General features: G+C 49.2%; 17 protein-coding genes. 2 read left to right on the top strand and 15 right to left on the bottom strand.

The window, feature by feature from the left end:
* Window positions 1–11 precede the first annotated feature (11 nt).
* The 12 genes from trpA to B5F77_RS04430 all read right to left on the bottom strand — a co-directional run bounded on the left by trpA (window position 12) and on the right by B5F77_RS04430 (window position 15888).
* Entirely contained in the window at window positions 12–785 is a 774-nt protein-coding gene (trpA, locus tag B5F77_RS04485; RefSeq protein WP_087328249.1) for a tryptophan synthase subunit alpha, read from the bottom strand.
* Window positions 786–790: 5 nt separating this feature from the next.
* On the bottom strand, window positions 791–1405 hold the full coding sequence (locus B5F77_RS04480) for a phosphoribosylanthranilate isomerase (RefSeq protein ID WP_239445726.1): 615 nt from the start codon (window positions 1403–1405) through the stop codon (window positions 791–793).
* On the bottom strand, window positions 1389–2216 hold the full coding sequence (gene trpC / locus B5F77_RS04475) for an indole-3-glycerol phosphate synthase TrpC (protein ID WP_087328246.1): 828 nt from the start codon (window positions 2214–2216) through the stop codon (window positions 1389–1391). The genes B5F77_RS04480 and trpC overlap by 17 nt, the downstream gene beginning before the upstream one ends.
* Before the next feature lie 195 nt (window positions 2217–2411).
* Entirely contained in the window at window positions 2412–3410 is a 999-nt protein-coding gene (gene trpD / locus B5F77_RS04470; RefSeq protein WP_087328243.1) for an anthranilate phosphoribosyltransferase, read from the bottom strand.
* 19 nt (window positions 3411–3429) lie between these two features.
* Window positions 3430–3999 (bottom strand): aminodeoxychorismate/anthranilate synthase component II, encoded by a 570-nt coding sequence (locus B5F77_RS04465; protein ID WP_087328240.1) that lies wholly within the window; start codon window positions 3997–3999, stop codon window positions 3430–3432.
* Window positions 4000–4016: 17 nt separating this feature from the next.
* Window positions 4017–5423 (bottom strand): chorismate-binding protein, encoded by a 1407-nt coding sequence (locus tag B5F77_RS04460; RefSeq protein ID WP_087328237.1) that lies wholly within the window; start codon window positions 5421–5423, stop codon window positions 4017–4019.
* A gap of 10 nt (window positions 5424–5433) precedes the next feature.
* Window positions 5434–6630 carry a tryptophan synthase subunit beta gene (trpB, locus tag B5F77_RS04455; protein WP_087328234.1) on the bottom strand — a complete coding sequence of 399 codons (1197 nt, stop codon included), beginning with the start codon at window positions 6628–6630 and terminating at the stop codon, window positions 5434–5436.
* 402 nt (window positions 6631–7032) lie between these two features.
* On the bottom strand, window positions 7033–10083 hold the full coding sequence (locus tag B5F77_RS04450; protein WP_140392811.1) for a hypothetical protein: 3051 nt from the start codon (window positions 10081–10083) through the stop codon (window positions 7033–7035).
* Between the two features lie 617 nt (window positions 10084–10700).
* Window positions 10701–12431, bottom strand: coding sequence for an ABC transporter ATP-binding protein (locus B5F77_RS04445; RefSeq protein WP_087328227.1), 1731 nt, complete (start codon window positions 12429–12431; stop codon window positions 10701–10703).
* 15 nt (window positions 12432–12446) lie between these two features.
* Entirely contained in the window at window positions 12447–14249 is a 1803-nt protein-coding gene (locus B5F77_RS04440) for an ABC transporter ATP-binding protein (RefSeq protein ID WP_087328226.1), read from the bottom strand.
* A 6-nt stretch (window positions 14250–14255) separates the two neighbouring features.
* On the bottom strand, window positions 14256–15077 hold the full coding sequence (locus B5F77_RS04435; protein ID WP_087210030.1) for a class I SAM-dependent methyltransferase: 822 nt from the start codon (window positions 15075–15077) through the stop codon (window positions 14256–14258).
* A gap of 199 nt (window positions 15078–15276) precedes the next feature.
* Window positions 15277–15888, bottom strand: a complete 612-nt coding sequence (locus B5F77_RS04430) for a TetR/AcrR family transcriptional regulator (RefSeq protein WP_087328224.1) — start codon at window positions 15886–15888, stop codon at window positions 15277–15279.
* A 245-nt stretch (window positions 15889–16133) separates the two neighbouring features.
* Here B5F77_RS04430 and B5F77_RS04425 point away from each other — a divergent pair, with 245 nt between their 5' ends.
* Window positions 16134–18821, top strand: coding sequence for a prolyl oligopeptidase family serine peptidase (locus tag B5F77_RS04425; protein WP_087328219.1), 2688 nt, complete (start codon window positions 16134–16136; stop codon window positions 18819–18821).
* Between the two features lie 275 nt (window positions 18822–19096).
* Window positions 19097–19213, top strand: coding sequence for an RNA-binding protein (locus B5F77_RS04420; protein ID WP_087328215.1), 117 nt, complete (start codon window positions 19097–19099; stop codon window positions 19211–19213).
* A 72-nt stretch (window positions 19214–19285) separates the two neighbouring features.
* Here B5F77_RS04420 and B5F77_RS04415 read toward each other — a convergent pair whose 3' ends face one another.
* From B5F77_RS04415 to B5F77_RS04405, 3 genes are all read right to left on the bottom strand, one after another.
* Complete coding sequence (locus tag B5F77_RS04415) at window positions 19286–20548, bottom strand: DUF3843 family protein (RefSeq protein ID WP_087328212.1); 1263 nt, start codon at window positions 20546–20548, stop codon at window positions 19286–19288.
* A gap of 131 nt (window positions 20549–20679) precedes the next feature.
* Window positions 20680–21966 (bottom strand): TolC family protein, encoded by a 1287-nt coding sequence (locus B5F77_RS04410; RefSeq protein ID WP_239445725.1) that lies wholly within the window; start codon window positions 21964–21966, stop codon window positions 20680–20682.
* Between the two features lie 265 nt (window positions 21967–22231).
* Window positions 22232–25342 (bottom strand): efflux RND transporter permease subunit, encoded by a 3111-nt coding sequence (locus B5F77_RS04405; RefSeq protein WP_087328210.1) that lies wholly within the window; start codon window positions 25340–25342, stop codon window positions 22232–22234.
* Between the last annotated feature and the right edge of the window lie 3 nt (window positions 25343–25345).

Genomic DNA, 25345 nt, shown 5'->3' with positions numbered 1-25345 from the left:
ATTCCAGATATTTAGCGTATCGTCACTAGAAGTTTATCGATTGCTTGTTCAGCATCCGGTTCGCTCTTTAATAATTGAACAAATCGGCTTCCGATAATGCCACCCGACGCGTGACGTGTCGCTGCTTCGTAAGTGGCTTTATTGCTGATGCCGAAGCCTACAAGACGAGGATTCGTAAGATGCAGGTCATTTATCTTCTGGAAGTAGGCTTGTTTCTGCTGGTCAAAACTTTGCTGGACGCCTGTCGTGGCTGCACTTGATACCATATAGATAAAGCCAGAGGTATGCTGGTCTATCTGGCGGATGCGGGCTTCGGATGTTTCGGGTGTGATGAGCATGACCATTTTCAATCCGTATTGGTCGGCCAGCGGTTTGTAGTCGGCCAGGTAGTCGGCGAAGGGAAGGTCGGGGATGATAACGCCATCTACGCCTGTCTCTACACACGACTGGCAGAAATGTTCGAAGCCATATTGCATGATGGGATTAAGATAACCCATAAGAAGTACTGGCATTGTGATACCTTCCGCCCGCATCGGACGGATTTGTTCGAAGAGGCGTTTCAGCGTGATGCCGTTGCGCAAGGCTTGAGTAGACGCTTCTTGGATTACGGGTCCGTCCGCCATAGGGTCGGAGAAGGGAATGCCGATTTCCACCAGGTCGATACCCTTCGTTTGCAGCGTATGCAAGATGGGCAGTGTATCGTCGAGTTTCGGATAACCTGCCGGATAATAAATAGATAAGAGATTCTGTTGTTTTGTTTCGAATAATGTGGTGATACGGTTCATTGTTTTTAGTTTTTTAATGAATTAATAAAGTGTTGTAATAAGAGTGTATCCTTGTGTCCGGGACGGGTTTCGAAACCGCTGTTGAGGTCGATACCTATCCATTGCGGGTGGTGTAACGTCTGAAGAGTTTGGAGGCTATCCATCTTCAATCCTCCGCTGAGGAAGAAGGGGATTGAACCGTGGTAAGTCTTGAGAATAGACCAGTCGAAGGATAGCCCTGAGCCTCCGTAGCCCGGACAGCGGGTGTCGAACAGGAAATAGTCTGCAACGGCTTCATATCGTGCCGTCTGTTCCATATCGGCTTCGTTGGCGACGGATATCGCTTTGATGACCCGGTAGCCTTCTGCTCGTAGGAAAGCGCACATCTCCGGGCTTTCCTCCCCATGTAGCTGGAGCAGGTCGAGCGCGAAACGACGGGCTGTAGAGCGGATGTCGTCTAAAGACGCATTCACGAATACGCCGACCCGCTGGATGGTTTTCGGCAAAGCAATGGTTTCTCCCCGGAATCGCCGCGGTGACTTATCATAGAAAATAAAACCCATCCAGTCGATACCGCACGAAGCCACCTCCTGGATATTTTCCGCCTCACACATACCGCATACCTTAACGAGCTTCTCCATTTTCCAAGGTATGAATGAGTTCGCGAAGTTCGTCGGCCGGAGAGACTTGCCGCATGAAGTATTCTCCAATTAGAAAACCTTCGTAGCCCATTTGCCGTAACTGGCGAATGGTTTGCGCATCTTTGAGTCCGCTTTCAGAGATGAGGACGGGTGGGCGTTCCATTCCGGCCAATCTATTCTGGATGACTTTTGCCCGCTTTTCCGCTTCGGAAAGTCCCGTTTCGAAAGTACGAAGGTTGCGGTTGTTGACGCCCAACACCTGCACATGCTCGTGGAGGCAATCCAGCTCTTCAAGGTTGTGTATTTCGAGCAATACTTCCAATCCCAGGCTGTTGGCCAGTTTCGCCCACGTCCGACAATCCTCTTTTGATAGGAGTGCGGCGATAAGCAAGATGGCATCTGCTCCAATCATCCGGGCTTCGTATACTTGATATTCGTCTACGATGAACTCTTTATATAATATAGGTACGCGCGAGGTGGTCTGCCTGGCCCGCCGCACGTCTTCCATCGAACCTCCAAAGAAATGCTTGTCTCCCAAAACAGAGCAGGCCGAGGCGCCGTTCTGTTCGTACTTGGGTACGATGTCGCTGACCAGCGCGTCTGGGGCAATCCATCCTTTTGAGGGGCTCTTTCGTTTGAACTCGGCAATGATACCCGTGCGGGATGCCCTCAACGCGCCGCTGAGCGAACGCACGTCCCGCCTCGGTTTCTTGGCCAACGCATGGTGCATCGCTTCTACGGGCAATTCCATTTTCCGCTGCAAGACTTCCGCTTGTTTCTCGTCTCGTATCCATTCTAATATGTCTTTCATATCCCAATCGTTGTTTTAATGATGCGAAAGCCACCGTCCCAGGGCGACACCCACCCTTTACTTAGGGCGATATCCTCTCCTTACTTAGGGCGACCTCCGCCCTAACATAGGGGAAGCATCTTCCCTCTATCGGTAAAAACGCCTTTCCCAAAAGCGGAGCGGTTCCCGGCGGCTTCCTTTCGTTTGTTTTTGAATTTATTTATTGTAAATACTTATGCTTTTATGTAATACGTCGCGCGCCCGTCCGCTGAAGAGAGAATTTCGTGCCTCTTCCAGACATTCCGCCACGCTCTTTTCCGGGCAAACGACCCGGATGGCAAACGCGGCATTGGCCAGGACACAATTCAACTGCGCTTCGGTTGCTTCGCAGCGGAGTACCCGGTCGAACAGGCGCGAGGCCTCTTCCGGAGTTTGCCCTCCTTCCAATTCCGATTCCGTGCAACGAGCCAGCCCAATCATCTCCGGTGTGTAAAGTTTCTCCCGGTTTTTCATGACGACCTTGAACTCGCCGGTGAGCGATATCTCGTCGTATCCGTCCAGGCTATGCACAATCGCGTAGCGCGTGGAGCTGTCTTGGTACGTGTAGTTGTAAAGGCGCATGAGCGGAAGATTATACACTCCCAGCAATTGGTAGGCTGGAAGCACTGGGTTTACTAACGGACCCAGCATGTTAAAGAAGGTACGGACGCCGAGGTTTTTCCGTACCCCCGCCACGGCTTTGAGCGCGGGGTTGAAGAGGGGCGCGTGGAGATAGGCAAAGCGGCATGCCTCGAGCGAACGGCGATGGAGGTTCACGTCTGTCGTGAAATGGAGTCCGTGTTGTTCCATCACGTTGCTGGCGCCGCTGACCGACGTGGCGCCGTAGTTCCCGTGCTTGACAACCGGATAACCAGCGCCTGCGACAATCAAGCAAGCCGCCGTGCTGATGTTGAAGGTATTCTTCCCATCTCCTCCTGTTCCGACAATGTCGAGCGGTGTATACTCGGAGAGATCTACAGGAAGACGCATGTCGAGCAGGGCGTCGCGAAAACCGGCCAACTCTTCCGGACTGATATTGCGCATGAGGAATACGGTGATGAGGCTGGCTACCTGCGCTTCGGTATATTGGCCTGCCGTGATAGACTGGAGGATGCGCCGCGCCTCTTCCCGTCCGAGATACTGGTGCTCGAAGAGCCTGTACAATATATCTTTCATATCTTGTTTGTTTGAATGCTTATTTCATTTCTAACCAATGTTGAATCATCTCTTTCCCCTTGGGCGTCAAGACGGATTCAGGATGGAACTGGATGCCGTATGCAGGATAGGTACGATGGCGGAGTGCCATGATGAGTTGGTCTTCCTCGTCCCGAGCCAAGACTTCGAGACAAGAGGGGAAGTGTTCGTCGGAAACCACCCACGAATGGTATCTCCCGACGCGGTACGATTGTCCCACTTGTCCCAACAGAGGATTGTCTGCAGTTACACGAACTGTAGATTGCACGCCATGGAAGACGGATGAGAGGTTCTGCAACGCTGCCCCGAATGCTTGCCCGATGGCCTGTTCGCCCAAGCAAATCCCTAAGATAGGTTTCGAAGGCGCATAGGTTTGGATTAACGGTAAGAGGATGCCTGCCTCTTCCGGAATGCCGGGTCCGGGTGAAAGAATAATCTTATCGTAGCGGGCCACCTCGTCGAGGGTGATTTGGTCGTTCCGGTGGACCTCCGCGTCTGCGCCCAACTCGCGCAGCAGGTGAAGGATATTGTAGGTAAAGGAATCGTAATTATCAAATAGGAGTATTCGCATTGTTGTATGTATTTAAGTTAGTTCTTCAATGATTCAGCTAAAAGGATAGCTCGTTTGAGCGCTCCCAGCTTGTTGTTCACTTCTTGCAGTTCACGCTCGACATCGCTTTTCGCCACGATGCCGCCTCCTGCTTGGTAATAGAGTACATTGCCCCGGCTGACAAAAGTACGGATGGTGATAGCTTGGTTGAGGTCGCCATTCAACCCAATGAACCCAATGCAACCACCATACGCACCCCGGTTCATGCCTTCAATCTCCGTAATAAGTTGCATGGCTCTTACTTTAGGGGCACCACTGAGTGTCCCTGCCGGGAAGGTGTCGATGAAAGCCTTGATGGGGGAAGCTTCAGGCAAAAGGTCTCCTGATACCCGCGATACCAAGTGGATAACATGACTATAATATTGTACTTCCTTGTAGAAGTCCACTTGTACATGGATGGCATTCCGGGAGAGGTCGTTCCGCGCCAAATCGACTAACATGACGTGCTCGGCATTTTCCTTCGGGTCTTGACGGAGTGCTTCGGTTCGGCGTTTATCTTCTTCTACATCGCCCGTGCGGAAGGCAGTACCTGCGATGGGGTCGATTGTCGCATGCCGTCCGACGACTTTGCAATGCGTTTCTGGCGAGGAACCAAAGATACGGAAGCCCCCGAAGTCGAAATAGAAGAGGTAAGGCGAGGGATTGATACTTCGTAAGGCGCGGTACACCTTGAAGTCATCTCCGGTAAATGCTTGTTCAAAACGGCGGCTGAGGACAATTTGGAATACATCGCCCCGAAGGCAATGGCGGATGCCGGCACGGATATGTGCGCGGTGTTCATCGTCCGAGAGGGGAGAGTATTCTTCGCCTTCGCGCTGGAAGTTGTAAGAGGCATAATTGCGGTTGTTGATGGCTGTCTCTATTTCATGTAGTGATTCGGATTCGCCCGGTGCCAACAGTTCGACAAGGGTCAGTTCGTTACGAAAATGATCGAAGATGATGAGGTATTTATACATTATATATAATAGGTCGGGCGCGTCGTTCTCTTCGTGGTGTGATTCCGGGACAGGGATAGGCTCGAAATACCGGACTGCGTCGAACGCTGTGTAGCCGAAGAGTCCGCACCGCTCGCTCAGTTTACCCTCCACGTGGAAGCGGGATAGGAAATTATCCAACGCATGTTCGACTCGGAAAGTCGTATTCAGTGGTATATGTTCCTCTTGTCCGTCGGGAAAGCGCATTTGGCATTCTCCTCGATTGATACCCACTGACGCTATTGGACAGAGGGCAATAAAGGAGAGGCTGTTCTCATGCCCATGGAAGTCGGAACTCTCCAAAAGGGCTGATTCCGGATAGATATCCCTTACCTTGAGGTAAATGCCGACGGGTGTTTGAAGGTCGCCCAATACCCGTCGAGTTGCAGTTTGATACGTATAAGTATTCATAGCAAATGTATTATTGAGGTTGATATTCGTACATGAATTTCAGGTAGGTGTCCATGTCTTTATCGCCTCGTCCAGAGACGGTCAAGACAACCACATCCTGCGGATTAAAGTGAAGTTTCGGAAGTGCTCCCAATGCATGGGCACTTTCTAATGCGGGAATAATACCTTCGAGGCGCGTCAACAGGAAAGCAGCTTGAAGTGCCTCGTCATCGTTGATGGCCAAGATGTGTGCCCGATGTCGAGCAGCCATATTCGCATGCATAGGTCCTACACCCGGATAATCTAAGCCTGCAGAGATAGAATAAGGTTCCTCTATTTGTCCGTCTTCATTTTGTATCACCAAGGTACGTGCTCCGTGAATAATACCCTTCTTGCCTAACTGGATAGTCGCTGCGCTCTTTCCTGAAGTGATACCCAGCCCACCAGCTTCGGCAAGGACTATCTGTACTCGGAGGTCGTCTACGTAATGGTAAATGGTCCCGGCTGAGTTGCTCCCTCCACCTACACAGGCGATTAGGTAATCAGGGTAATCTCTCCCTTCATGTGCCAAGAGTTGTTCTTTTATCTCTTTGCTAATGACCGATTGTAGTCTGGCTACCATATCGGGATAAGGATGTGGCCCCATAGTAGAACCAATAACGTAATAGGTATCCACCGGATGGCAACACCAATCGCGGATGGCTTCGTTGGTTGCATCCTTGAGCGTCATATTACCCGACGTGACTGGGACGACCTTCGCACCCAGCATCCGCATCTTTTCGACATTGGCTCGCTGGCGTTCGACGTCTGTTTTACCCATATAGACTACGCATTCCATATTCAGCAATGCACATGCTGTGGCTGTAGCTACACCATGTTGCCCGGCACCTGTTTCGGCAATAATCCGTTGTTTTCCCATTCTTCGAGCGAGGAGGACTTGCCCTAAGGCATTGTTTATCTTATGTGCTCCTGTGTGATTCAAGTCTTCTCGTTTGAGGTAAATTTTGCATCCATATTGTGCACTGAGCCGACGAGCCAAATAGAGTGGGGAAGGACGCCCTACATAATCTCGAAGTAGCCGTTGATATTCCGATTGAAAACCTTCGTCTTCGAGGATTACGAGGTAGTTTTCCCGTAGGTTTTCTACGCATTGATAAAGGATTTCTGGGATATATGCCCCACCAAACTCCCCATAATAGCCGTTTTCATTTACTTGGTATGTTTCCATTTTTTATTATGAATTATAGTTTGCTGTTACATGTCTGGGATAAAAAAGAAAAGCGGTCCGTCGCAAGTGCGACAGACCGCTTTATCCTGTTTCTTTATCCAGTTATATACACGCGTCTTCGTCTCTTACGACCTTTTGAGTTGCAAGCGACGCCACCAATAATAATATTGTACCTTAGAGGTGGAATACGTATGTATATTGTTTGTTCTCATTTTTCTTTTTATGTTATTCTGGCAGCAAATGTACGCATTATTTTACAATGTGCAAATAATTCGCCTATTTTTTTGAGATATTTTTTCTGGATGTTCTTTTTTATCGGCAAATGCAAAAAGCCCCGGGACTAATTGCCCGGGGCGTCCATTCACTAATAAAACATATTGAATCGGGCGATTCGCATCGGCCTTAATTCTTTATCTTAAATACCTTATCGCCTATGCGGACGATGTAAATGCCGCGGTTCAGCGAGTAGGATTGCATGCCTTCTTGCTCTGCGCTCTTCACGATGGCACCGTTCATACTAACAATCATGACCCGCTCGTGGTTCGGCGTATAGACATAAATAGTTCCCTCTTTTGCATACACCTTCGCGCCTTCCACGTCTTCGATGCCGGTCGGTTCCTCTTCTATTTCCAGTATCGCGTCTAAGGCTTGGATATAGATGTCGGAATAGATGTGCTTGATGATATACTCACCTGGCTGGACACCCTCCAGCGGTTTCAAATCCTGCCACCATTTCTTGAGGCCGCGTTTATACTCGAAGGTAAAGCCCGTTGTATCGCACTTCTCTTCTACCGTCAGATACACGCTTACTTGTCCGCCTTCGATGACCGAATCCTTGCTTAATTCCAGTTGCAGACCTGGGCAGACGGTATCTATATAAATATGGTAATACTTCTTGGGGCGGTCGATGTGGATGTTGTCGTTGGTGTTGTCGTTATCATTACCTTTTATTTCTACTTCAATGACTAAGTCTTCATCACCAGTAGTCGGCATTTGGCCTTCATTCGTCAACTTTTCTGATCCTACTTTCATCTCATAATTGCTTGGTAAGAAAGTAGTACTTTCACCAATCTTGAATGAAGAACGTTCAATCGTTACCAAATAAATATTATCTGTACCGTCTTTCTTTTTCACCGAAGAAATTGTACCATTTACTTCTGGAACTTCACCTTTTACTAAGCCGCGAATACCTCTCATTTCTTCAAAATTCACCAAACTTTCCACGTCATCGTTTTCTTCCAGTTGGTTTAATTCATCCAAAGTGGTTACTTCTGCTTTAAGCAAAATATTCATTTCGCGCTGTTTAACTGTAATTACTTGGTCTGTTCCTGCCAGTGTATATTTACCTGTTTGTTTTGGATCCAAAGTAAAATCGAATAATGCATCATTAATGGCTTCAATAGTGATATTGCTATATGTACCAGCATCTTTTATGGGCAAAGATTCTGTATCATCATCTTGTGCTGTTTCGGGATTTGTTCCCTTATTATAAGTATATTGATATATGCGATAATGTTTCCCTTCTCTTAATGTTGCAGATTCTTGCAATGGATTGTCCATAATGTCTTTTGTCATCTTTACATCCAATACCCAATCATCCATTTCTGTTCCGCTTGTACCATTATGAAGTTGACCATTATAAACATGATCTTTATTCAAATCTACGGATGCCGAATTAATCATATATTCATCTACAATAATCACATTAATGGTTGTTTCCTTTTCTTCTCCATCATCTCCCAATTTGACTTTGGCTTTAATAACAATCTTTTTATATGTATCATTGTCTTGCAAATTAACTTTGCCTTGTAGTTGGTTCCCTTCAAATTTCAAGTCTGTAAATTCACTTGGCGTTGTAGTACTACCATCATAAGTGGATAGGCTAAAAGTCAAATTATTTACATTGAGATCTGTTGGTACATACTCTATTTCCGGTGTATAGTCACCTGTTTCTCCTGCCCATGTGGTACCTGTTCTTACGGTAATATCCATTTCATTATCTACCCAGACAGCGTCATATTCATAAGGCGTTAATGAAGTTGGAGGTGTTGGAGGCATTATAAACGTAGCCTTTTCTTCTTTTATTGGTACGATGGTAGTAGCATCCGCATCATACCACCCCAAGAACAAATGATCTTGGCTGCAACTTAAAGCTCCTTCTGTAAAGCTCATGTTTGCGCCATAGTAATAATTTCTTCGATTACCATATTCTGTTTTGCTTGTAATAGAATGGCTCTCTTCAGAAAACATATTTTCATCCAGCTTTACATTATAGGCATAGAATTTAGCTTCATCGCTTATCTTATATGGATAATAAAGTTGTGTTCCTTCGGGCATTGTAACGGTACCTTTGTTTGTGTAACCTTCTGCTGGTTTTTCAGGTTTAGACAATCCATCGAAATAGTTTGTTTCATCAACCGTTAATTCGTTATTATCTGTAGTACTAACTTGAGTATTTCCACCTTTTTCTGCATTGCCTATAATAATGTTAGGATGATTATAACAATTAGCACCTGTCCCAATGTCATCGCCTTTTGTAGAATAAGCTTTTACATTTCCGCCTAATATAATGATGTTATCAACAGTTCCACCCATGCCGCCTCCAATGCCGGCACCCCAGGCATAATCGTTTCCATTTGTTCCATTATAATCTTCCCCTTTGTCATTCGACCAGCAAGCTGCTTCAATAGTACCTCCTTTGATGATGATAGTACCTGATGTTCCTTTTCCGTCAGGGTCATATCCACCACCAATACCGGCTGCTTGTGCGTCTACTTTATTTCCTTTTGATTCGCAACGTGCTTTAACATGGCCACTTTCTATAATGATTGTTCCGAAATTTGGTTCTATTTCATCTCCTCCAATGCCTGCGCCATTGGTATTGTCTGTGCCTGTATTACACAACGAACCGGCTTCCAAACTATTTTCTCCGGTATCTGGACCCGCTAATATCAATGTAGCTCCGGGCTTTACATTAATACCTGCACGTTCGGGACTACTCCAAAACTTATTCTCGCCTTCCCAATTCAAGGTAACAGTAGTACCTGAACCTATTTCGAAGGCACAACGATTTCCATATTTCTCGTTTCTACTTTTCCCATCCAAATCATTATTCAGCTGGACATTTGTTTTTACGTTCTTTACCGTAATAAAAACATTGTCCAGATCTTCCTTTACAATGATTTGGACATTGCTATTGTCCGGTTCAGTCGTAGCTTTATCTGAAATTTCATAATAACCATTCGCGGAAATAACCAATTTATTTCCTTCTTTTTCTATATCCCCATGCGTAGCTTCCCATCCATTTCCGCTTTTCTTTCCATCTGTACCGAAAGAATTGCCTTCAATTCCAGTAATCTCAATCTCCTCTGGATCACTATAACTCTGCCCCCAAATCGCATTCCCGGCCATGGCCAGGAATGCGAACACTAATGTAAAAACTTTGTTCTTCATATACATATAAATTTAGTTGTTTAATAAATAGCTTGCTTGTGCATTTACCTACAACTAAACGGGCACAAAAAAAGTGCGGGCGAGTTGTTTATTATCTGAGGAGAAGGTATCGGCAAACACCTACAAGATCAATAATGAAACAATAGCCCGCACTCTATGCTATAAGATATATTTCTTCCTTTCAGGGAAATAAAATATAGCATGAGTGCAAGCATTCTTTGTTTATTATTCTGATCTTGTAAAAATTTTGCCGATTTTTCTCGCTCAAGAATAATATCGTAAATGCTTTAACTCAATATGTTTCCGATGAAAGACTCCGCTGAATCTTATCCGGATGCCGCAAATATAGAAAGGATATTTGGAATAACCATAAAAAAGTGAAAGAAAAATAAGATTTTGGTAGGAATGAAAAGAAAAAAAGAATGCGATGAAAACTTGTATAGGTAACTATATTTTCTTTACGTATCGACGATGTTTGTATATCTTCAGACTAAAGATATACAAATATCGACGATATTTATACAAACATCGTCGATATGCGAAGAAAAGAAAACGGAGTAAGAAAGTTTTCATACCGTGTTCCCAACTTTCTGCCCGGCTCTTTGCAGTTCATGATGTTACAATTTCCATCCAGCCATGTTTTCCTGAATGTTCCATAAGTGTGCATACAGCCCTTTCTTTCGGATAAGTTCATTGTGCGTACCTTCTTCCTGTATCTGCCCGTTGTCCAGAACAATGATCCGGTCGGCGTTCTGAATGGTTTTAAGTCGGTGGGCAATGGCTATCACGGTACGTCCTTTGATGAGCGTGTCGATGGCTTTCTGCACTTCCACTTCGTTTTCGGGATCGAGGGAGGCGGTCGCTTCATCCAGCAGAATGATTGGCGCGTCTTTCAGAATGGCACGGGCTATGGATATGCGCTGCTTCTCACCGCCCGACAGGGTGCAGCCTCCTTCGCCTACCATCGTGTCGTAGCCTTGAGGCAAGCGCATGATGAAGTCGTGGCAACAGGCTTTCTTGGCTGCGGCGATGATTTCCTCCTCCGTCGCGTCGGTTTTGCCGAAACGGATGTTGTTGCGTATCGTGTCCTGAAACAGGTAAACATCCTGAAATACCATGGATATGTGGCTCATCAGGCTTTCGGGATCTGTTTCATCCATCGGAACATCGTTGAAGAAGATACGCCCTTTCTGTGGGTCGTAGAAGCGGGCGCAAAGCTTCATTACTGTACTTTTCCCGCTTCCCGAAGGACCGACAAGAGCCGTCAATGAGTTCTTGGACAATGTCACATTTATATCGTGTAACACTTCTTTGTCCTGATAAGCGAACGATACGTGTTCGAACCGGATGTCGCCAGCCACCGGAGATTGCCGTTCCCCTTTCATTTCCGGTTCGTTCATCAGTGAAAGGATGCGTCCTCCGGCAATGGAGAAATAACGGAACTCGGTGAAATTGGTCAGGGCGGAAGTCAGCGGATCGAACACACGGGAGCCGACCACGAGGAACAGTACGAATACGAGTATGGAAAGCTTGCCCCCTAGCAGAAGATAAGTTCCGCACAGAACCATCATCGTCAGTCCGGCACGAACCACTGTGATACTTAGCAAAACGAACGGACCTAACAAAGCTTCCTGGCGGATGCAGGCACGGCGAAGCTGGGCAAAGGCATCACGCAACCGGACGAAACGGTCGCCCAGCAGGTTGTAGGCTTTCATCGCCCGGATGCCTTGCAGGTATTCTTCCAACCGGTTTCCGGCATCTATTTTGGCTTGAATCTGCTTGCCGCTCAGTTTCCTTTGTACGCCAGTGCTTGCCCACAATACAAGCATGGCAAGCGGAAGCGCGGCAAACATGCTGACCGCCATTCTCCAGTCTATCCAGACCAGCGAGGCAAAAGCCAGTACGGGCATGACCACGGCCCCCATCAGCTGGGGCAGGTGGTGCGAGATGCCGGTTTCCGCCATCATGAAGTCCATAATAAGCATGGAAGACAAATCGCCGGGGTCACGTCTGGACAGGAAGCCCAGCGAAAGTTTCCGCAGATGTTCCGCCAACGACAGGCGTCCCGATGCGCTCATTTCGTAGGCTCCCCGGAAATTGGCGCGATAGGATGCCCGTTCCGCCAAAGCCATGACCAGCATATAAACAACCATAATAGCGAATATATACCACAGGCGGGTGGTGTCAAGCGGCTGTCCGCTCCCGTCAAAAGCACTGAAGATGATGCGTACCGCTTCAATAGAGAGGCAGAACGGCACGATATTGACCAAGTTGGCAAGCATGGTGTATCCGACTGGCTTGTAAAGCCGTTCGGTATGTCCGATGGTAATGTTTTTGATTGCGTTCATATCTTGTTCTCCTTTTCAATTTTTGTTCAACGTCCAGTGGTAAGCACTCGTATAGGCATCCCACATATTCTTATATACACCTTCTGTGACGGACAAGACTTCGTGTTTTCCGCACTGCGCCATCCGTCCCTCTTTCATGACGATAATCTGGCTTGCGGAAACAACGGAAGAGAGGCGGTGCGCTATCACGATGACCGTCTTGTCTTTTATCAAAGATTGCAAAGCCATCTGCATCTTATACTCGTTTTCCGGGTCGGCGAAAGCCGTGGCTTCGTCCAGCACCAGTATCGGCGCATTCTTCAGGATAGCGCGTGCCACACATATCCGCTGGGCTTCGCCTCCGGAGAGATACACACCTTTATCGCCTATCCGTGTGTCGTATCCCTGCGGCAACCGCTCAATGAAGTCATGGCATTGGGCGGCCTTGGCTGCGGCTATCACTTTTTCCTGCGTGGCAGTGGGAGAGCCGACGGCAATGTTCTCATAGAGCGTGTCGTAAAACAGGAACGTGTCCTGGAATACGAAAGACACCATGTCCATCAGCTTCTCCGTGGCTATCTGGCGGATGTCCACGCCGCCTATGCGTATTTCTCCCTGTTCCACATCCCAAAAGCGGGGAATCAGATTGGCTATCGTAGACTTGCCGCTTCCCGAAGGACCGACAAGCGCCGTTATCTCTCCTTGCGGTGCCGTGAAGCTGACATCGTGCAAGGCTTTCGTCCGCGTGCCCTGTTCCGTGTTTTCGTAGGAGAATGATACATGGCGGAACTCCACATCGTAGGATGTAGGTACTTGTGGGTGCTCCGCTTCCGGTACAGGCTTTTTTCCCAAGATGCGGTCGATGCGTTTTACACCCTCATCGATGTCGCGCGTGTTGCCTCCTAAAAAGGTCAGTTTGTAAACGGGTGAAGCCATGCCCGGTCCCATGATGATAAAGAACAGCCATACCACAGCCAATGATAGCGACTGCGGACTGGCCTGCATCAGCAGGATGCCCATGGGGAGAATGAACGTCACCATCGAATTGAGCAGAACCGTAAAGGCGATCATCCCGTTCTGGTAGGTGTCGCAACACTTCAAGGCAAAGGTCTTATATGCCTGGATTTCGGCATTGAACTGACGGAACGAACGGACACTTTGCCCGAATATCTTGACCACGGGCATCCCCCGCACATACTGCACGGCGGACGCACTCATCCGCTCCTGTGCGTCGTAGTAGATGCCCATAAACTCCCTTGCCCTCTTGCCCATGAAATTAGAGAATTGAAGAAACAGACTGACCACTACAACCACTAGGCATACGGCCGTCAGCCACGCATCTAGCGAAAAGAAGATGGCAAGCATCACCGCCACCGTGGCTACCACGTTCACTAAGTCCGGAATGGTATGGGCGATGAACCCCTCTATCTTTTCGATGTTCTGGTCCATTGTTTTCTTGATGGCTCCGGTGGACGTGTTGTTCAGATACCCTAACGGAAGCCTGCCGATGTGTTCGGACAGGCGGACACGCAATCCATAGAGTATGCGGAAAGCCGCAATGTGGGAAGACATCAAGGCGGCATACAGCAATACCAGTCCGCCGACAAGTCCCCCAAACGCTATCCATCCCCAACGTATCATGACGGCTCCGTCCGAAGCGGCGGGATTTCCTCCATGTGTCAGCAATTCTTTTAAAACTTCATAAACCGCCCAATAGGGCACGAGCATACACACCGCGCTGCCAGCAGACAACACGCCTGCCATGACGAGCAGCCCTTTCTTCTGTCCCGCTATCTCGAACAGCCGGGACAGACCTTCTTTCTTTTTTGTTTGATTCATTGTATATTATTTTGATAGGATTTTATATCCGAGTAATGAACTGAATTTATAACATAGCCAAGGAATGCGCCCTAATACTTGTCCGAAGAAGAATCCCCAGCGTGAGCGGAAAAACTTCATGTAGTTAGCTTGTTCGATGAGTTGCAAAGCCGGTTCCCATTGTTCCACCAGATGTCCATCGCTCAATCCCGAACGGATTTGCGCTTCATGATGGCGGAGTGAATCGGGCTTTACACCATGCCGGCTCATCATGGTGCCACATACGTCAAACCACAACTCTCCACCTCCGAAACGGCTTGCCACGTGATGCAGGAAGCTTTTTACCTGCTTCTCGTAAAAATACATCAGCACACCTTCCACAATGAAAATAAATTCCGCATCGGGATGTTTCCGACGTAGCTCGTCCATCCAGTCGGTTTCCAGTAAGGAAGCTGCGATATAAACATTACCTGTCTGTTCGGGTATCAATTCCCGACGTAGTGCCATGACTTCCGGCAAGTCCAAGTCATAAAAAACAGTTTTGGGGTTGCCGATACGCTGGAAACGGGTATCCAATCCGCACCCTACATTTACGACTACCGGACGGGGATGCGTATCGATAAACCGTTTTACGGCACGGTCGAAATACCAGCCGCGCACCACGCAGCCCACTTCGCTCAGCTTTGCCCCATCGAATTGGGAATAATCGTATTCCAAGCTGTCTGCCAACCGTTCCGCTGCCTTGTCATCCAAAATGGGATTGACACGGCGGCTTTCTTTCGCTCTCATGTATAGCGGAATGAGCAACGTCTCCGCCACAATGCTCTTAAATTCGTGTTTCTGTTTCATTATATTGTAATTTAATAGTAAACGTTTCGATTGAGTGAGAGCAAAGCGAGTTTACTTGCTTTGCCGAATGTGAGAAAAGTGCGCAAAAGCGAACGATATTCAGAATTGTTCATAAAAAAAGGAGGAAACCTCCGTGAAGATTTCCTCCTTACCAACCGTTCTGATGCGGTTGAATGTTCGTATGTACGTTGTCTGTATCTCATATCTTGATAATAGCCCTCCAACCTTGGATTTCAAACAGGATATAATCGTGCAAAATAGCCTCCATCTCTTGCCGGGGTACGGAATGCATCAATAGCTCCTCGAACATCGTGAACATCCATACCGTATGCAAATGAATGATAAAATCGGACACAGCCGTATTGATTTCGGGATGTTTCCGCTGCATGGACGCGAACCACGCCTTAACCAATTCCGTGGAACGGTCGGTATAATTCTCACGGAAGCGTTCCAATGAAGAACCTTGCGCACGGAACAACAGTATTTCCATTAGCGAACGGTGTTTGTCTATAAGCGAAACATATTCGTCAATGCAGGATTTCAGGTATTTTTCCGACCGCATCATCATAATATCTTCGCCCCGTATGCCGTGATGCTCCTGCAACATGGCTTCCAAGGCATACAAGACCGGACGGACCACTTCACGGAACAGCTCGTCTTTGTTCGCAAAATAGTTGTAGATGTTTCCGACCCCAACTCCTGCCAGTCCGGCTATTTCGCGTATGGAAGTTTTGGAATATCCTTTCTGTGCGAATTGCTGTCTGGCAATAGCCAATATACGGTCGCGTATGTCTTCTTTCAGCATTTGCATGGATAATGTACAATGTTACTGTTTTTCCCTTGTGCAAAAATACAGCGCTTGAAATTGTCCGGCAATACCTACTTTTAGGGATTTTATAGTGTTTCGATTTATGCATAAGTATAATTAGAGAGTTTATTACCTATGAATGTCTGCGGAAGTAACTATATTTTTCTACACACATAGTTATTACTTGGAGCAATGCTCGTTTCTTTTTCTTACCTTTGTCTTTAAATGAAAAATAGAACATAAAGACCATGAAAGGAATGAAGTATTGGCTGGGCGGATTGCTATTGGCGGTAAGCCCGGCGGCGTTGGAAGCGCAAAAAGCAATGACGGTGCAGGATTTGGCGGCATGGGAACGCATCACGGGGCGGCATGTCTCGGATGACGGGGCGTATGTCGCCGCTCAGATATCACCGTGGGTGGGTGACGCTTCTGTGCGGATTTATCAATCGGATGGAAAGGAATGTGCGGCGTATAAACCCGCTTCATCGGTGGAGTTTTCGGCCTCATCGGGTTGGGCCGTGGTGAAAGGGATACCTTCGAAGCATACCTTGGATTCGCTGAAGGTAAAGAAGGCGAAAGAGGAAGAAATGCCGATGGATAGGCTCTACATTCGTGATTTGAAACGCGGGGCGGAGTCGGTGCTCGATTCAATCCGAAGCTATCAATTGTCCAAAGAGGCGGATTGGTTGGCCTACCAGCGTGGGCGGAAAGATTCAACGTTATATGTTGTTTCGATGGATGGAAAGAAGCGGGAAACATACGGAAAGATAACGGATTATGGTTTTGCTGAAAAAGCGGCGCAGCTCTATTTCGTCTCGGTCGAAACGGGGAAAGCGGGATTGTATGTCTTGGATTTGAACGTCGGGAAGGCGGTGCAAGTCAAAGCGGGCGACGGGGATTTCCGACAAATGGCATTCGACGAGGGTGGTACGCGCCTGGCTTTCCTCTATGCCGAAAAGGATTCTATTGAAAAGAAGGCCGCACTTTGGTTGGCCGAGAAGGGAAAGGCGCGGGAACTGGTGGCGCGTGGTGCCAAAGCATTACCTCGCACATGGGTGGTGAGTCCGCATGGCACGTTATCTTTCTCGCGAAACGGAGAGCGGCTTTTCTTTGGTACGGCGCCTTGTCCCGTCGAACGTGATTCAACGATATTGGATACGAACTTCCCGAACGTGCAAGTTTGGAGTTGGAATGAGCCAGTGCAGCATACGGTGCAAAACTTCAATCGGGAAGAGGATTTGAAACGTTCTTACCAGGCGGTCTACAACCTCCAGGCGGGGAGTTGCTTCCAATTGGCCGATACTTTATTGGAACAGATTGAACTGGGCGATGAGGGGAACGCGCCGTGGGCGTTGCTTTCGGCCTCGAAACCCTATTTCGTCTCTTCGATGTGGGAAGGACGGACGCGCTACGATACCTATCGGGTGTCGCTTGATACGGGCGAAAAGACCTTGTTGGCGGAGGCGGATTATCGCATGTTCCGGCTCTCTCCGGAGGCTCGTTATGCGTTGGCTTATTCGGAGATGGATAGCAGTTGGTATAGTATCTCGTTGGCGGATGGAAAGGAGCATCGCCTCTCGACGCCGCACACCTTCCGTGCATGGGAAGAGGAGATGGATGTGCCGGATTATCCTTATCCTTATGGCGTGGCTGGATGGAGCAAGAGGGATGCGTCTGTTTTGCTTTACGACCGTTACGACATTTGGCAATTTGATCCGGAAGGGAAATCGGCTCCTCGGAACTTAACGCAGAATGGACGCGCACAGCGTCTCTCATACCGGTTGCAACGTTTGGACGAAGAGGAACGTGCGGTTGATATGAACACGCCGCAACTTCTTTTGGCGTTCGACGAACGAACGAAAGGTTCTGCCGTTTATCGTTGGAAGGCGGGGCAAACACCGGTCAAGTTGATGGGTGGCGCTTATCAGGTAGGTAATCTCCAGCGGGCGAAGAAGGCGGACGTGTTGCTTTTCTCGAAAGAGAGTTTTGCGGAATATCCGGATATCCGTTGTACCGATTCCTCTTTTAAGCAGGAAACGCGCCTTACTCATTTGTGCGAGCAGCAAGCGAACTATAAATGGGGTAGCGCGGAGTTGGTCTCATGGGTTTCGTTGGATGGCGATACGCTCGAAGGCGTTTTGTATAAGCCGGCCGACTTCGACCCGACGAAGCAATACCCGATGTTGGTGAATTTCTACGAACGGAACGCGGAGACGCTCTACGAATATCACATCCCCGAACCGCACCGCTCGACTATCGATTATCACCTCTACCTGAGCAACGGATACGTGATATTCAATCCTGATATTCGTTATAAAGCATACGGACTCCCGGGTGAGGATTGCTTCAAGTGTCTGATGCCGGGTGTCATGAAGCTCATCGAACAAGGATTTGTGAATCCTCGGGCGATTGGTGCGCAGGGGCATAGCTGGGGTGGTTATCAGGTAGCTTATCTGGCTGCACGGACACGCCTCTTTGCGGCTATCGAATCGGGGGCGCCGGTGGTGAACATGTTTAGTGCGTATGGTGGTATCCGTTGGGGTTCCGGGTTGAATCGTTCGTTCCAATACGAGCACGGACAGAGCCGTGTGGGGGGGACGCCGTGGGACGCGCAACCGCGTTACTACGAGAACTCGCCGCTTTTCCGTATGGATTTGGTCGAGACGCCGCTTCTCATCATGCACAACGATGCCGACGGTCATGTGCCCTGGTATCAAGGTATTGAATACTTTGTGGCCCTGAAGCGCCTCCAGAAGCCGGTCTGGATGTTGAACTATACGGGTGAGCCGCATTGGCCCTTGAAGCTCCCGAACCGTATCGACTTCCAGACCCGTATGTTCCAGTTCTTCAACCATTATTTGAAAGGAGAGGAGATGCCGCGCTGGATGAAAGAGGGTGTCCCGGCCGTGCGGCAGACGTACGATTTGGGGTATTGATGGAATCTATTGAGTTTATATGTGGGCACACAGAGGATACGAGATGAGACAGATTGGCGCAGATTCTTTTTTATGGACTTATAACTAAATAAATCTGTGGTTATCTGTTGAATCAGTGTTTTCTGTGTGCCATACACCCATTATGATACACTCTCATCACAACGCTTTTCTTTCGCTGGAAATAAAAGCAAAGTTTAACGCGGTGCAAACATTCGTGGCATGTATTTTGATAGATTTGTATCGGTATAAATTAATTATTAAAAGAGTAAAAGACAATGGGAGCTGCAGGAAACAAAAAGCCGAAGAAACCGGGAAAGAAACATGGGCCTTCGTATATGCAGGAAGAGCATGAAGTACCGGTAAAGAATCCTTACCAGAAGAAAACGAAATAAGGAAGGATTCACCCCAAAAAAGGCACGGAGCTTTTAATTCGTACTTGTTATGAATGGCTCCGTGCCTTTCTATTAGTCTTTTACCTCTTCTTTGAAGAAATATTCAATCAGGAATTTCCAGTTGTCTTGAATGATGGCTTGACCGCGTTCTTCGCCGAGGAGGCTCTTCGTCTGCGCGTCGGCCAACATGCCGCGTTTCTGCATTTCGAGCAACACGCTGAGGCTACAATGCTTCACGATGAAGAAGCCCAAAGCAGCTTTGGCAGCCCGCTCGGGATTATAGAAGGGATTCTTCTCGTCTTTGATGCAGTCGACGTCCAGGTTGAGGAGCTGTATACCATCTTCGGGCGATGCGTAGACCGCCAAGGGGCGTGGAGTCGTACTGGGACGGCGTCCGGGGAAGAATTTACCCATGCGTTGTGCCAGGAAGTCGTAGAACTCGGCCTCGCTGTGGAGATAAAGGAACAGGTCGTCGGGGAGGAACTTCTTGAATTTCTCGTAGTCCGTAGCCACCTCTTCGCGTCGTTTCGTCTCTTCCGGGTTCACGAAGGCCAGCGATTGGTTTGCCTGCTCTTGGAAGAGGGCATAGTCCGGATGCGTTTCGCTGACCAGCTTCGAGAGCCAGTAGGGTGACGTATATGCCAAAAATGGCAGACGGCTGACATGCGCCAGGAGGTTATGAATCAGCAGCACGTCCTGCTCATGGTTCTGGATGCCCTTTTTCTGCCAGTAATCTTTCGTCGTATCGGTCAGTTCGGCTTCCGTTTCGGTAAACAAGTAAGCGTGGTAATGGAACCAGTGCAGGAGTTCGTTGTACTGGTCGAGCGTCTCGTAGCGCGTGTCGTTGCTAAATAATTGCTGCATGCGCGGATTCTCGGGCGCCGTGGTCCATTCGTCGCAGAAGAGTTTATAAATCATGTTCGAAGCCGCCTGTGTGGTCAGGTTGTCCGGATTGACGAACGTCCCCTTCCGCCAGCCGTGGTATTGCTGGATATAATGCCAGAGCAAGAAACGCACATCTTCCACGTTCGCTTCGTCTTCGTAGTAATGGTCGCTTGTCGTGTAGAAAGGCAAATAATGCCCATATCGTTCTTTATATCCTACGATGAACGTACGCCAGATGTTCGTCTGCGAAATCACGTCTTCGAAATAAGCCGCCAGCCGCAAAGCCGTCTGTTGTGCTTCATCGCCTTCAAACGAATTGACCAAATTCGTAGCTACCAAGATGTCGTAAATCTTGTTGGCTATCTGCGTATAATAAGCATCGACTGCCGAGCTCTCCACATACGGGTGCAGCATTAACCAGTCTTTTGAATAAATTTTGCTGTTTTTCATTCTTTAGTCATCTAAAATTTGGATGCAAAGATAATACAAAACATGTAAATAAGTAAGTTGCTCCCCGCTTTTTTCCCATAAGGGAGGGGCTGCGTCTTCCTCGTGCTGGCGGATAGGCAAGCGGGGACGTGTTATCGTCCTGTCGCTTGCAGGTATTCACGCTTCTTCACCTCGTATTGGGCGTAACTCTCCACATACTGGTCTCGGCTCTGTTGGTAGAGCGTCTGCGCCTCGAGGAGGTCGCTCATCGTACAGGTTCCGGCCGTGTAGTACTCATTTTGGAGGCGCAGATTCTCAGTGGACTGTTCGATGGACTTTCGGGAGATGTCTACTTGTTTGTAGGCATCGGTCAGGTCGTTCCAGCTTTTGCGCATCTGGATGATGAGCATCTCGCTCTGGTCTTTTAGTTGATCTTCGGCATTGCGTACCACTATCTTATGCTTCTTGATATCGTGGGATCCGCCCCACCATGCCGTCAAGGGCACGCTGACTGTCACAAATCCCACCCAGAAGTCATGGTCGCGTCCCATCAGATTTTCATAGGCATAGCCTCCTCCGATCGCTACGCTCGGCAGATTCTTCCCGACGGCTATCTTCTTTTGTAACTGGGATGCCTTCACTTGTTGCTGGAGGAGATGGTACTCATTCGTCTGGGGCAAGGCGCTTTCTGGTGTAGTATAGAGCGAGGCGGGCGTATGGGGCATCTGGTCCTCCAGCTGGAAGGAGACCTCTACACTGTCTACACCCAGTCCCATATACTGAGCCAGCAGGTTGCGCATGAGGGCGAGGGCATTCATTACTTGTATGCGCTGGCTCTGCGTCTCATTTTGCTTCAGCTGTACCTGCAGCAGGTCGTTGCGGTTTGTTACGCCAGCCTCGACCGACGCTTCCACATCTCGCTGCAGGTTCGTCAGCTGTTCCTCTATTATATATAATGTATGGAGCTTCTCCTTCAACATGACCGTCTGCCAGAAGTATTGCGTAGTCGTGAGCCGGACTTCCTCTTCCGACTGGCGCAGTTGTAGCTTGTTCACCTCCACTTGCACCTCAGCGAGTTTGTTGCTATTCACGATTTGCCCGCCGGCAAATAGGGGGAGGGTCGCCGTCACCCCACCCATCAATCCGTCGTCTGCCAGCGACATCAGCGCGCCGGGTTGCAGTTCCATCTCCAGCAGCCCCTTGTTGGCCAGCACGCCTCCTCCCGTTGCGCTCACGCTCGGAAAGTATTTCGTAAAGGCATTCTTCCGGTCCTCTTGGGCCATCTGTAGGTTTCGTTCCGCCGTTTTAAGGCGCAGATTATGGGCGAGCGCCTGTTCGAGGCACTCATCCAACATGTAGGATCGCTGTGCGTAAACGGCCGTCAGGCTTATTCCTACGCATACGATCATCCAAAGATACTTATTCATTTGTCGTTTCATCTTGTTCTTGTTTTTATTCATACTGTAATTCCTATTTCTTCCTGCCGAAGTATCGGTGGCTTCCTGCTGAAGTATCCGTTCCTTCTTGCCGAAGTATCCATTGTGCCGTGCTGACGGCACGATTGTGCCATGCGCAGTGCACAGTTTTGCCATGCCGACGGCACAATTGTGCCATGCCCATGACACAGTTTGCTCCTCCCGTTCTGTCGGTGGCTTCCTCCCGTTCTGCCAATGGCTTCCTACGTTTCTGCCGATAGCTTCCTCCTTATTGCTGTTCCAATGCCTCCCATTTCGCCCGTCGCTGGGTACTGCCTCGGAAAAAGATTAAATAGGCGCAAGGCAGGACGGTCAACAGAAAGAGCATCGTAATCAACGTGCCGTAGCAGATGACAGTTCCCATCGGCATCCATAATCCTGACCCACCAAGAATCATAGGGATTACGCCCATCGAGGCGGCTGCTGAGGTTAAGAAGATGGGTCGCATCCGACGGAGCGCCGAATGGTAGATAGCCTCCGCGCTGGTCATATGCTCGGTCGTCCGGAGCTCCTCTGCATAATCAAACATGATGATGCCGTTGCGCACGATGATTCCCATCAAAGCAATGACGCCCAGTACACAAGTAACACTTAGGTTTACGCCTTGCAGCCAGATGCCTATTGCCGTTCCAAAGAGGCAGAGCAACAGACTGACAAACATCAGACATGCGATACTCACCTTGCGGAAATGCGCTAAGAGGATAAAGAAGATAATGGCCGAGGCGAGCATGAGTCCGCTTAGAATCATCGGCAGCTTATCGTCGGTCGCCTCCTGTTCTCCGCCGAAGCTCACCTGCACTTCCGGAGCTATCGACAGCTCCTTCACGACCTCCTGGACGCGTGCATTCATCGCCATCGCATTTTCGCCCCGAGCAATATCCGCCTGCACCGTAATCGTATAGATACCATTCCGCCTTACCATCTGTCCCTCTTTCCAGCTGGGTTCCACGTCCGCTACCTGATGGAGCGGCACGTTCCTCAGTCCGGCAGCTGCAGGTATTAACTCATCTTCCAGGTCGGTCGTCAGGGCGCGGTCGGCTTTCGTACTCTTCAAGACGATGGGGACATCCTCGTCGCCCTCCCAAACCTTCGCTATAGGCAGGCCATCCCCATAGCGCATCGCCAGGACAGACTCCAGCATCAAGTTGGTCACTCCCAACCGAGTAGCCTCCTCCTCCTTAAGGCAAACGTCGACAGACGGAAGTGGTTCGTTGAGGTCGGTCTGTACCAATACCAGCCCCTCCATCTGACGTAAACGCGCCTCTATCCTTCGAGATTCCTCCTTCAATACTTCCCAGTTCTCCCCCGAAAGCCTTACCTCGACCGGATAGACCGCATCACTATAGCTCAGCTGCTTGAAACGCACGCGGGCGCCGGGGAAATAGTCCGTGAAGCGTGGCGCATAGGCATCGAGCAGTTCCACCGTCGCCTCCGCGCTCTGGGTATTTACAATGAACTGCGCATAGTTCGTACCGGCAATCTGCGGCGCATACGAGTTCTGGAAGCGGGGAGAAGCACATCCCTTGAAAGAGGCCACACTTACCACCCGCGCATCCTGACGTAAGATGTGCTCCAGACTATCCGCTACGGCCGCCGTCACCTCCAGGTCTGTCCCCGTCGGCAACGTGATTTCCACGGCAAACTGATTGCGGTCCGCCTCCGGAAGAAGCTGTTGAGGCAGGCGGCTCATCAGGAAGCCTCCGACGACGATAGAGGCCAGACCTACGCCCACCGTCACGTAAGGGTGACGGAAGCAAACGTTAAACAACTTCGTATAATACCGTTGCAGCAGGTCGAGAAACGAGAAGGACTTCCTACTTCCTTCCGGTGAAACTGCCATCGGCTTACGGATAAAGTAGAACTGCATAAAGGGAACCAGCAACGTAGCCACCAATAGCGAGACGGCCAGCACAATCGTAATGCTCCACGGGAAGTGCAGCAGGAAGTCGTGAATCATACCTGTGCAAGTCATTAGGAAAGGGAAGAAGGTAATGCTGATGGCCAGCGTGGCCGAGAAGATAGAACGTAAGAAATGCGTGGTACTCTCGATAGAAGCATGCCAGCGCGACATGCCCTCGCCGAGCTTCTCTAAGTAACTATCGATAATCACGATACTGTTATCCACAATCATCCCTAAGGTAACAATCAGTCCCGCCAGCGTAACCGTATTCAGCTCGATACCGAAGGCGTAGAAGAGTCCTAAGGAGATAAAGATGGTAATCGGGATAGTAGACGCCGCCACCAACGCGACGCGCAAGGGGAGCAATAGCATCACGACCACCACCACCGCTACGATGGCAATGAGCAGCTCATGCAAGAAGTTCGCCACGCTGTCCGCAACCACCTGGCTCTGGTCCGTAATGCGGTAGAGCGTCACACCATTGGGCAGTTCCTCCTGAAAAGCATCGACCACCCGATTCACCTCGTCGCCCATGGCCACGATATTCTGATTCTTCTTCATCTCCACCGAGAGGAGGAGACACTTCCTTCCGTTATTCGTAATGTAGCTATCCGATTCGGGATACTCGCGCACCACGTGCGCCACATCCTTCAATCGGATAATATGCCCCTGCGCATCCGCATACACAATCTGCTCCTGCACGTCGCGCACGGTATTCAGTGAGCGAGCCACATAGATAGGCTCCACTATCTCGCCGTCCTTTACTCGGCCTCCGCCCGTGACGAACCCCTTTTGCATCAGTCCGAGCGCCAGCGTCTGTTCATTCAGTCCATACTGACTTAGGCGGTCTGGGTCTACGTAGACGGAGATTTGCTCCTGCTGAAGTCCGCTCACCGACATACGCCCGACGGTAGGGATCCGACACAGACGGTCCTGCAGACGATCCATGTAATTATCCAGCTCGCGATAGGTTTTATCCTCGCTCTCCATCGTAATGAGTAGGGCAGAGGTATCCCCAAAATCATCCTGCACCATGACTGCCAATACGTTGCTCGGTAACGAACTCTTGAACTGCGCGACCCCATGCTTAAACTTACTCCAAAACTCATCCTTGTTCGTTAGATCGTCATTCAGCTCCACCTGGATATAGACGATGCCGTCGCGACTCTTCGAGAAGGTCTTCTCCTTCTTTACCTCCTTGTAGGTGAAGATATACGATTCCAGCGGCTTGGCGACCTGTTCCACCATCTCCTGCGCCGTGTTTCCGGGCGCCACCGCTACCACAATTCCCTGCCGCACCGTAAAGTCGGGGAACTCGTTCTTCCGCATTTCGGGCAAGCTATAAATACCAAAGGCCACCAGACAGGTCACTACCAAGATGACAATCTGACGGTAGTGCATGGCCCATTCCACGAAGTTACGTCTCTTTGCTTCTCTCATAGT

This window comes from Parabacteroides sp. An277 (assembly GCF_002159645.1).
In the GTDB taxonomy this organism is placed as follows: Bacteria; Bacteroidota; Bacteroidia; order Bacteroidales; family Tannerellaceae; genus Parabacteroides.
This window is presented reverse-complemented; position numbering and strand designations above follow the sequence as displayed.

Coding starts and splice junctions, on each gene's coding strand:
- trpA (WP_087328249.1), bottom strand. CDS start 785: ATGAACCGTATCACCACATTATTCGAAACAAAACAACAGAATCTCTTA.
- B5F77_RS04480 (WP_239445726.1), bottom strand. CDS start 1,405: ATGGAGAAGCTCGTTAAGGTATGCGGTATGTGTGAGGCGGAAAATATC.
- trpC (WP_087328246.1), bottom strand. CDS start 2,216: ATGAAAGACATATTAGAATGGATACGAGACGAGAAACAAGCGGAAGTC.
- trpD (WP_087328243.1), bottom strand. CDS start 3,410: ATGAAAGATATATTGTACAGGCTCTTCGAGCACCAGTATCTCGGACGG.
- B5F77_RS04465 (WP_087328240.1), bottom strand. CDS start 3,999: ATGCGAATACTCCTATTTGATAATTACGATTCCTTTACCTACAATATC.
- B5F77_RS04460 (WP_087328237.1), bottom strand. CDS start 5,423: ATGAATACTTATACGTATCAAACTGCAACTCGACGGGTATTGGGCGAC.
- trpB (WP_087328234.1), bottom strand. CDS start 6,630: ATGGAAACATACCAAGTAAATGAAAACGGCTATTATGGGGAGTTTGGT.
- B5F77_RS04450 (WP_140392811.1), bottom strand. CDS start 10,083: ATGAAGAACAAAGTTTTTACATTAGTGTTCGCATTCCTGGCCATGGCC.
- B5F77_RS04445 (WP_087328227.1), bottom strand. CDS start 12,431: ATGAACGCAATCAAAAACATTACCATCGGACATACCGAACGGCTTTAC.
- B5F77_RS04440 (WP_087328226.1), bottom strand. CDS start 14,249: ATGAATCAAACAAAAAAGAAAGAAGGTCTGTCCCGGCTGTTCGAGATA.
- B5F77_RS04435 (WP_087210030.1), bottom strand. CDS start 15,077: ATGAAACAGAAACACGAATTTAAGAGCATTGTGGCGGAGACGTTGCTC.
- B5F77_RS04430 (WP_087328224.1), bottom strand. CDS start 15,888: ATGCAAATGCTGAAAGAAGACATACGCGACCGTATATTGGCTATTGCC.
- B5F77_RS04425 (WP_087328219.1), top strand. CDS start 16,134: ATGAAAGGAATGAAGTATTGGCTGGGCGGATTGCTATTGGCGGTAAGC.
- B5F77_RS04420 (WP_087328215.1), top strand. CDS start 19,097: ATGGGAGCTGCAGGAAACAAAAAGCCGAAGAAACCGGGAAAGAAACAT.
- B5F77_RS04415 (WP_087328212.1), bottom strand. CDS start 20,548: ATGAAAAACAGCAAAATTTATTCAAAAGACTGGTTAATGCTGCACCCG.
- B5F77_RS04410 (WP_239445725.1), bottom strand. CDS start 21,966: ATGAAACGACAAATGAATAAGTATCTTTGGATGATCGTATGCGTAGGA.
- B5F77_RS04405 (WP_087328210.1), bottom strand. CDS start 25,342: ATGAGAGAAGCAAAGAGACGTAACTTCGTGGAATGGGCCATGCACTAC.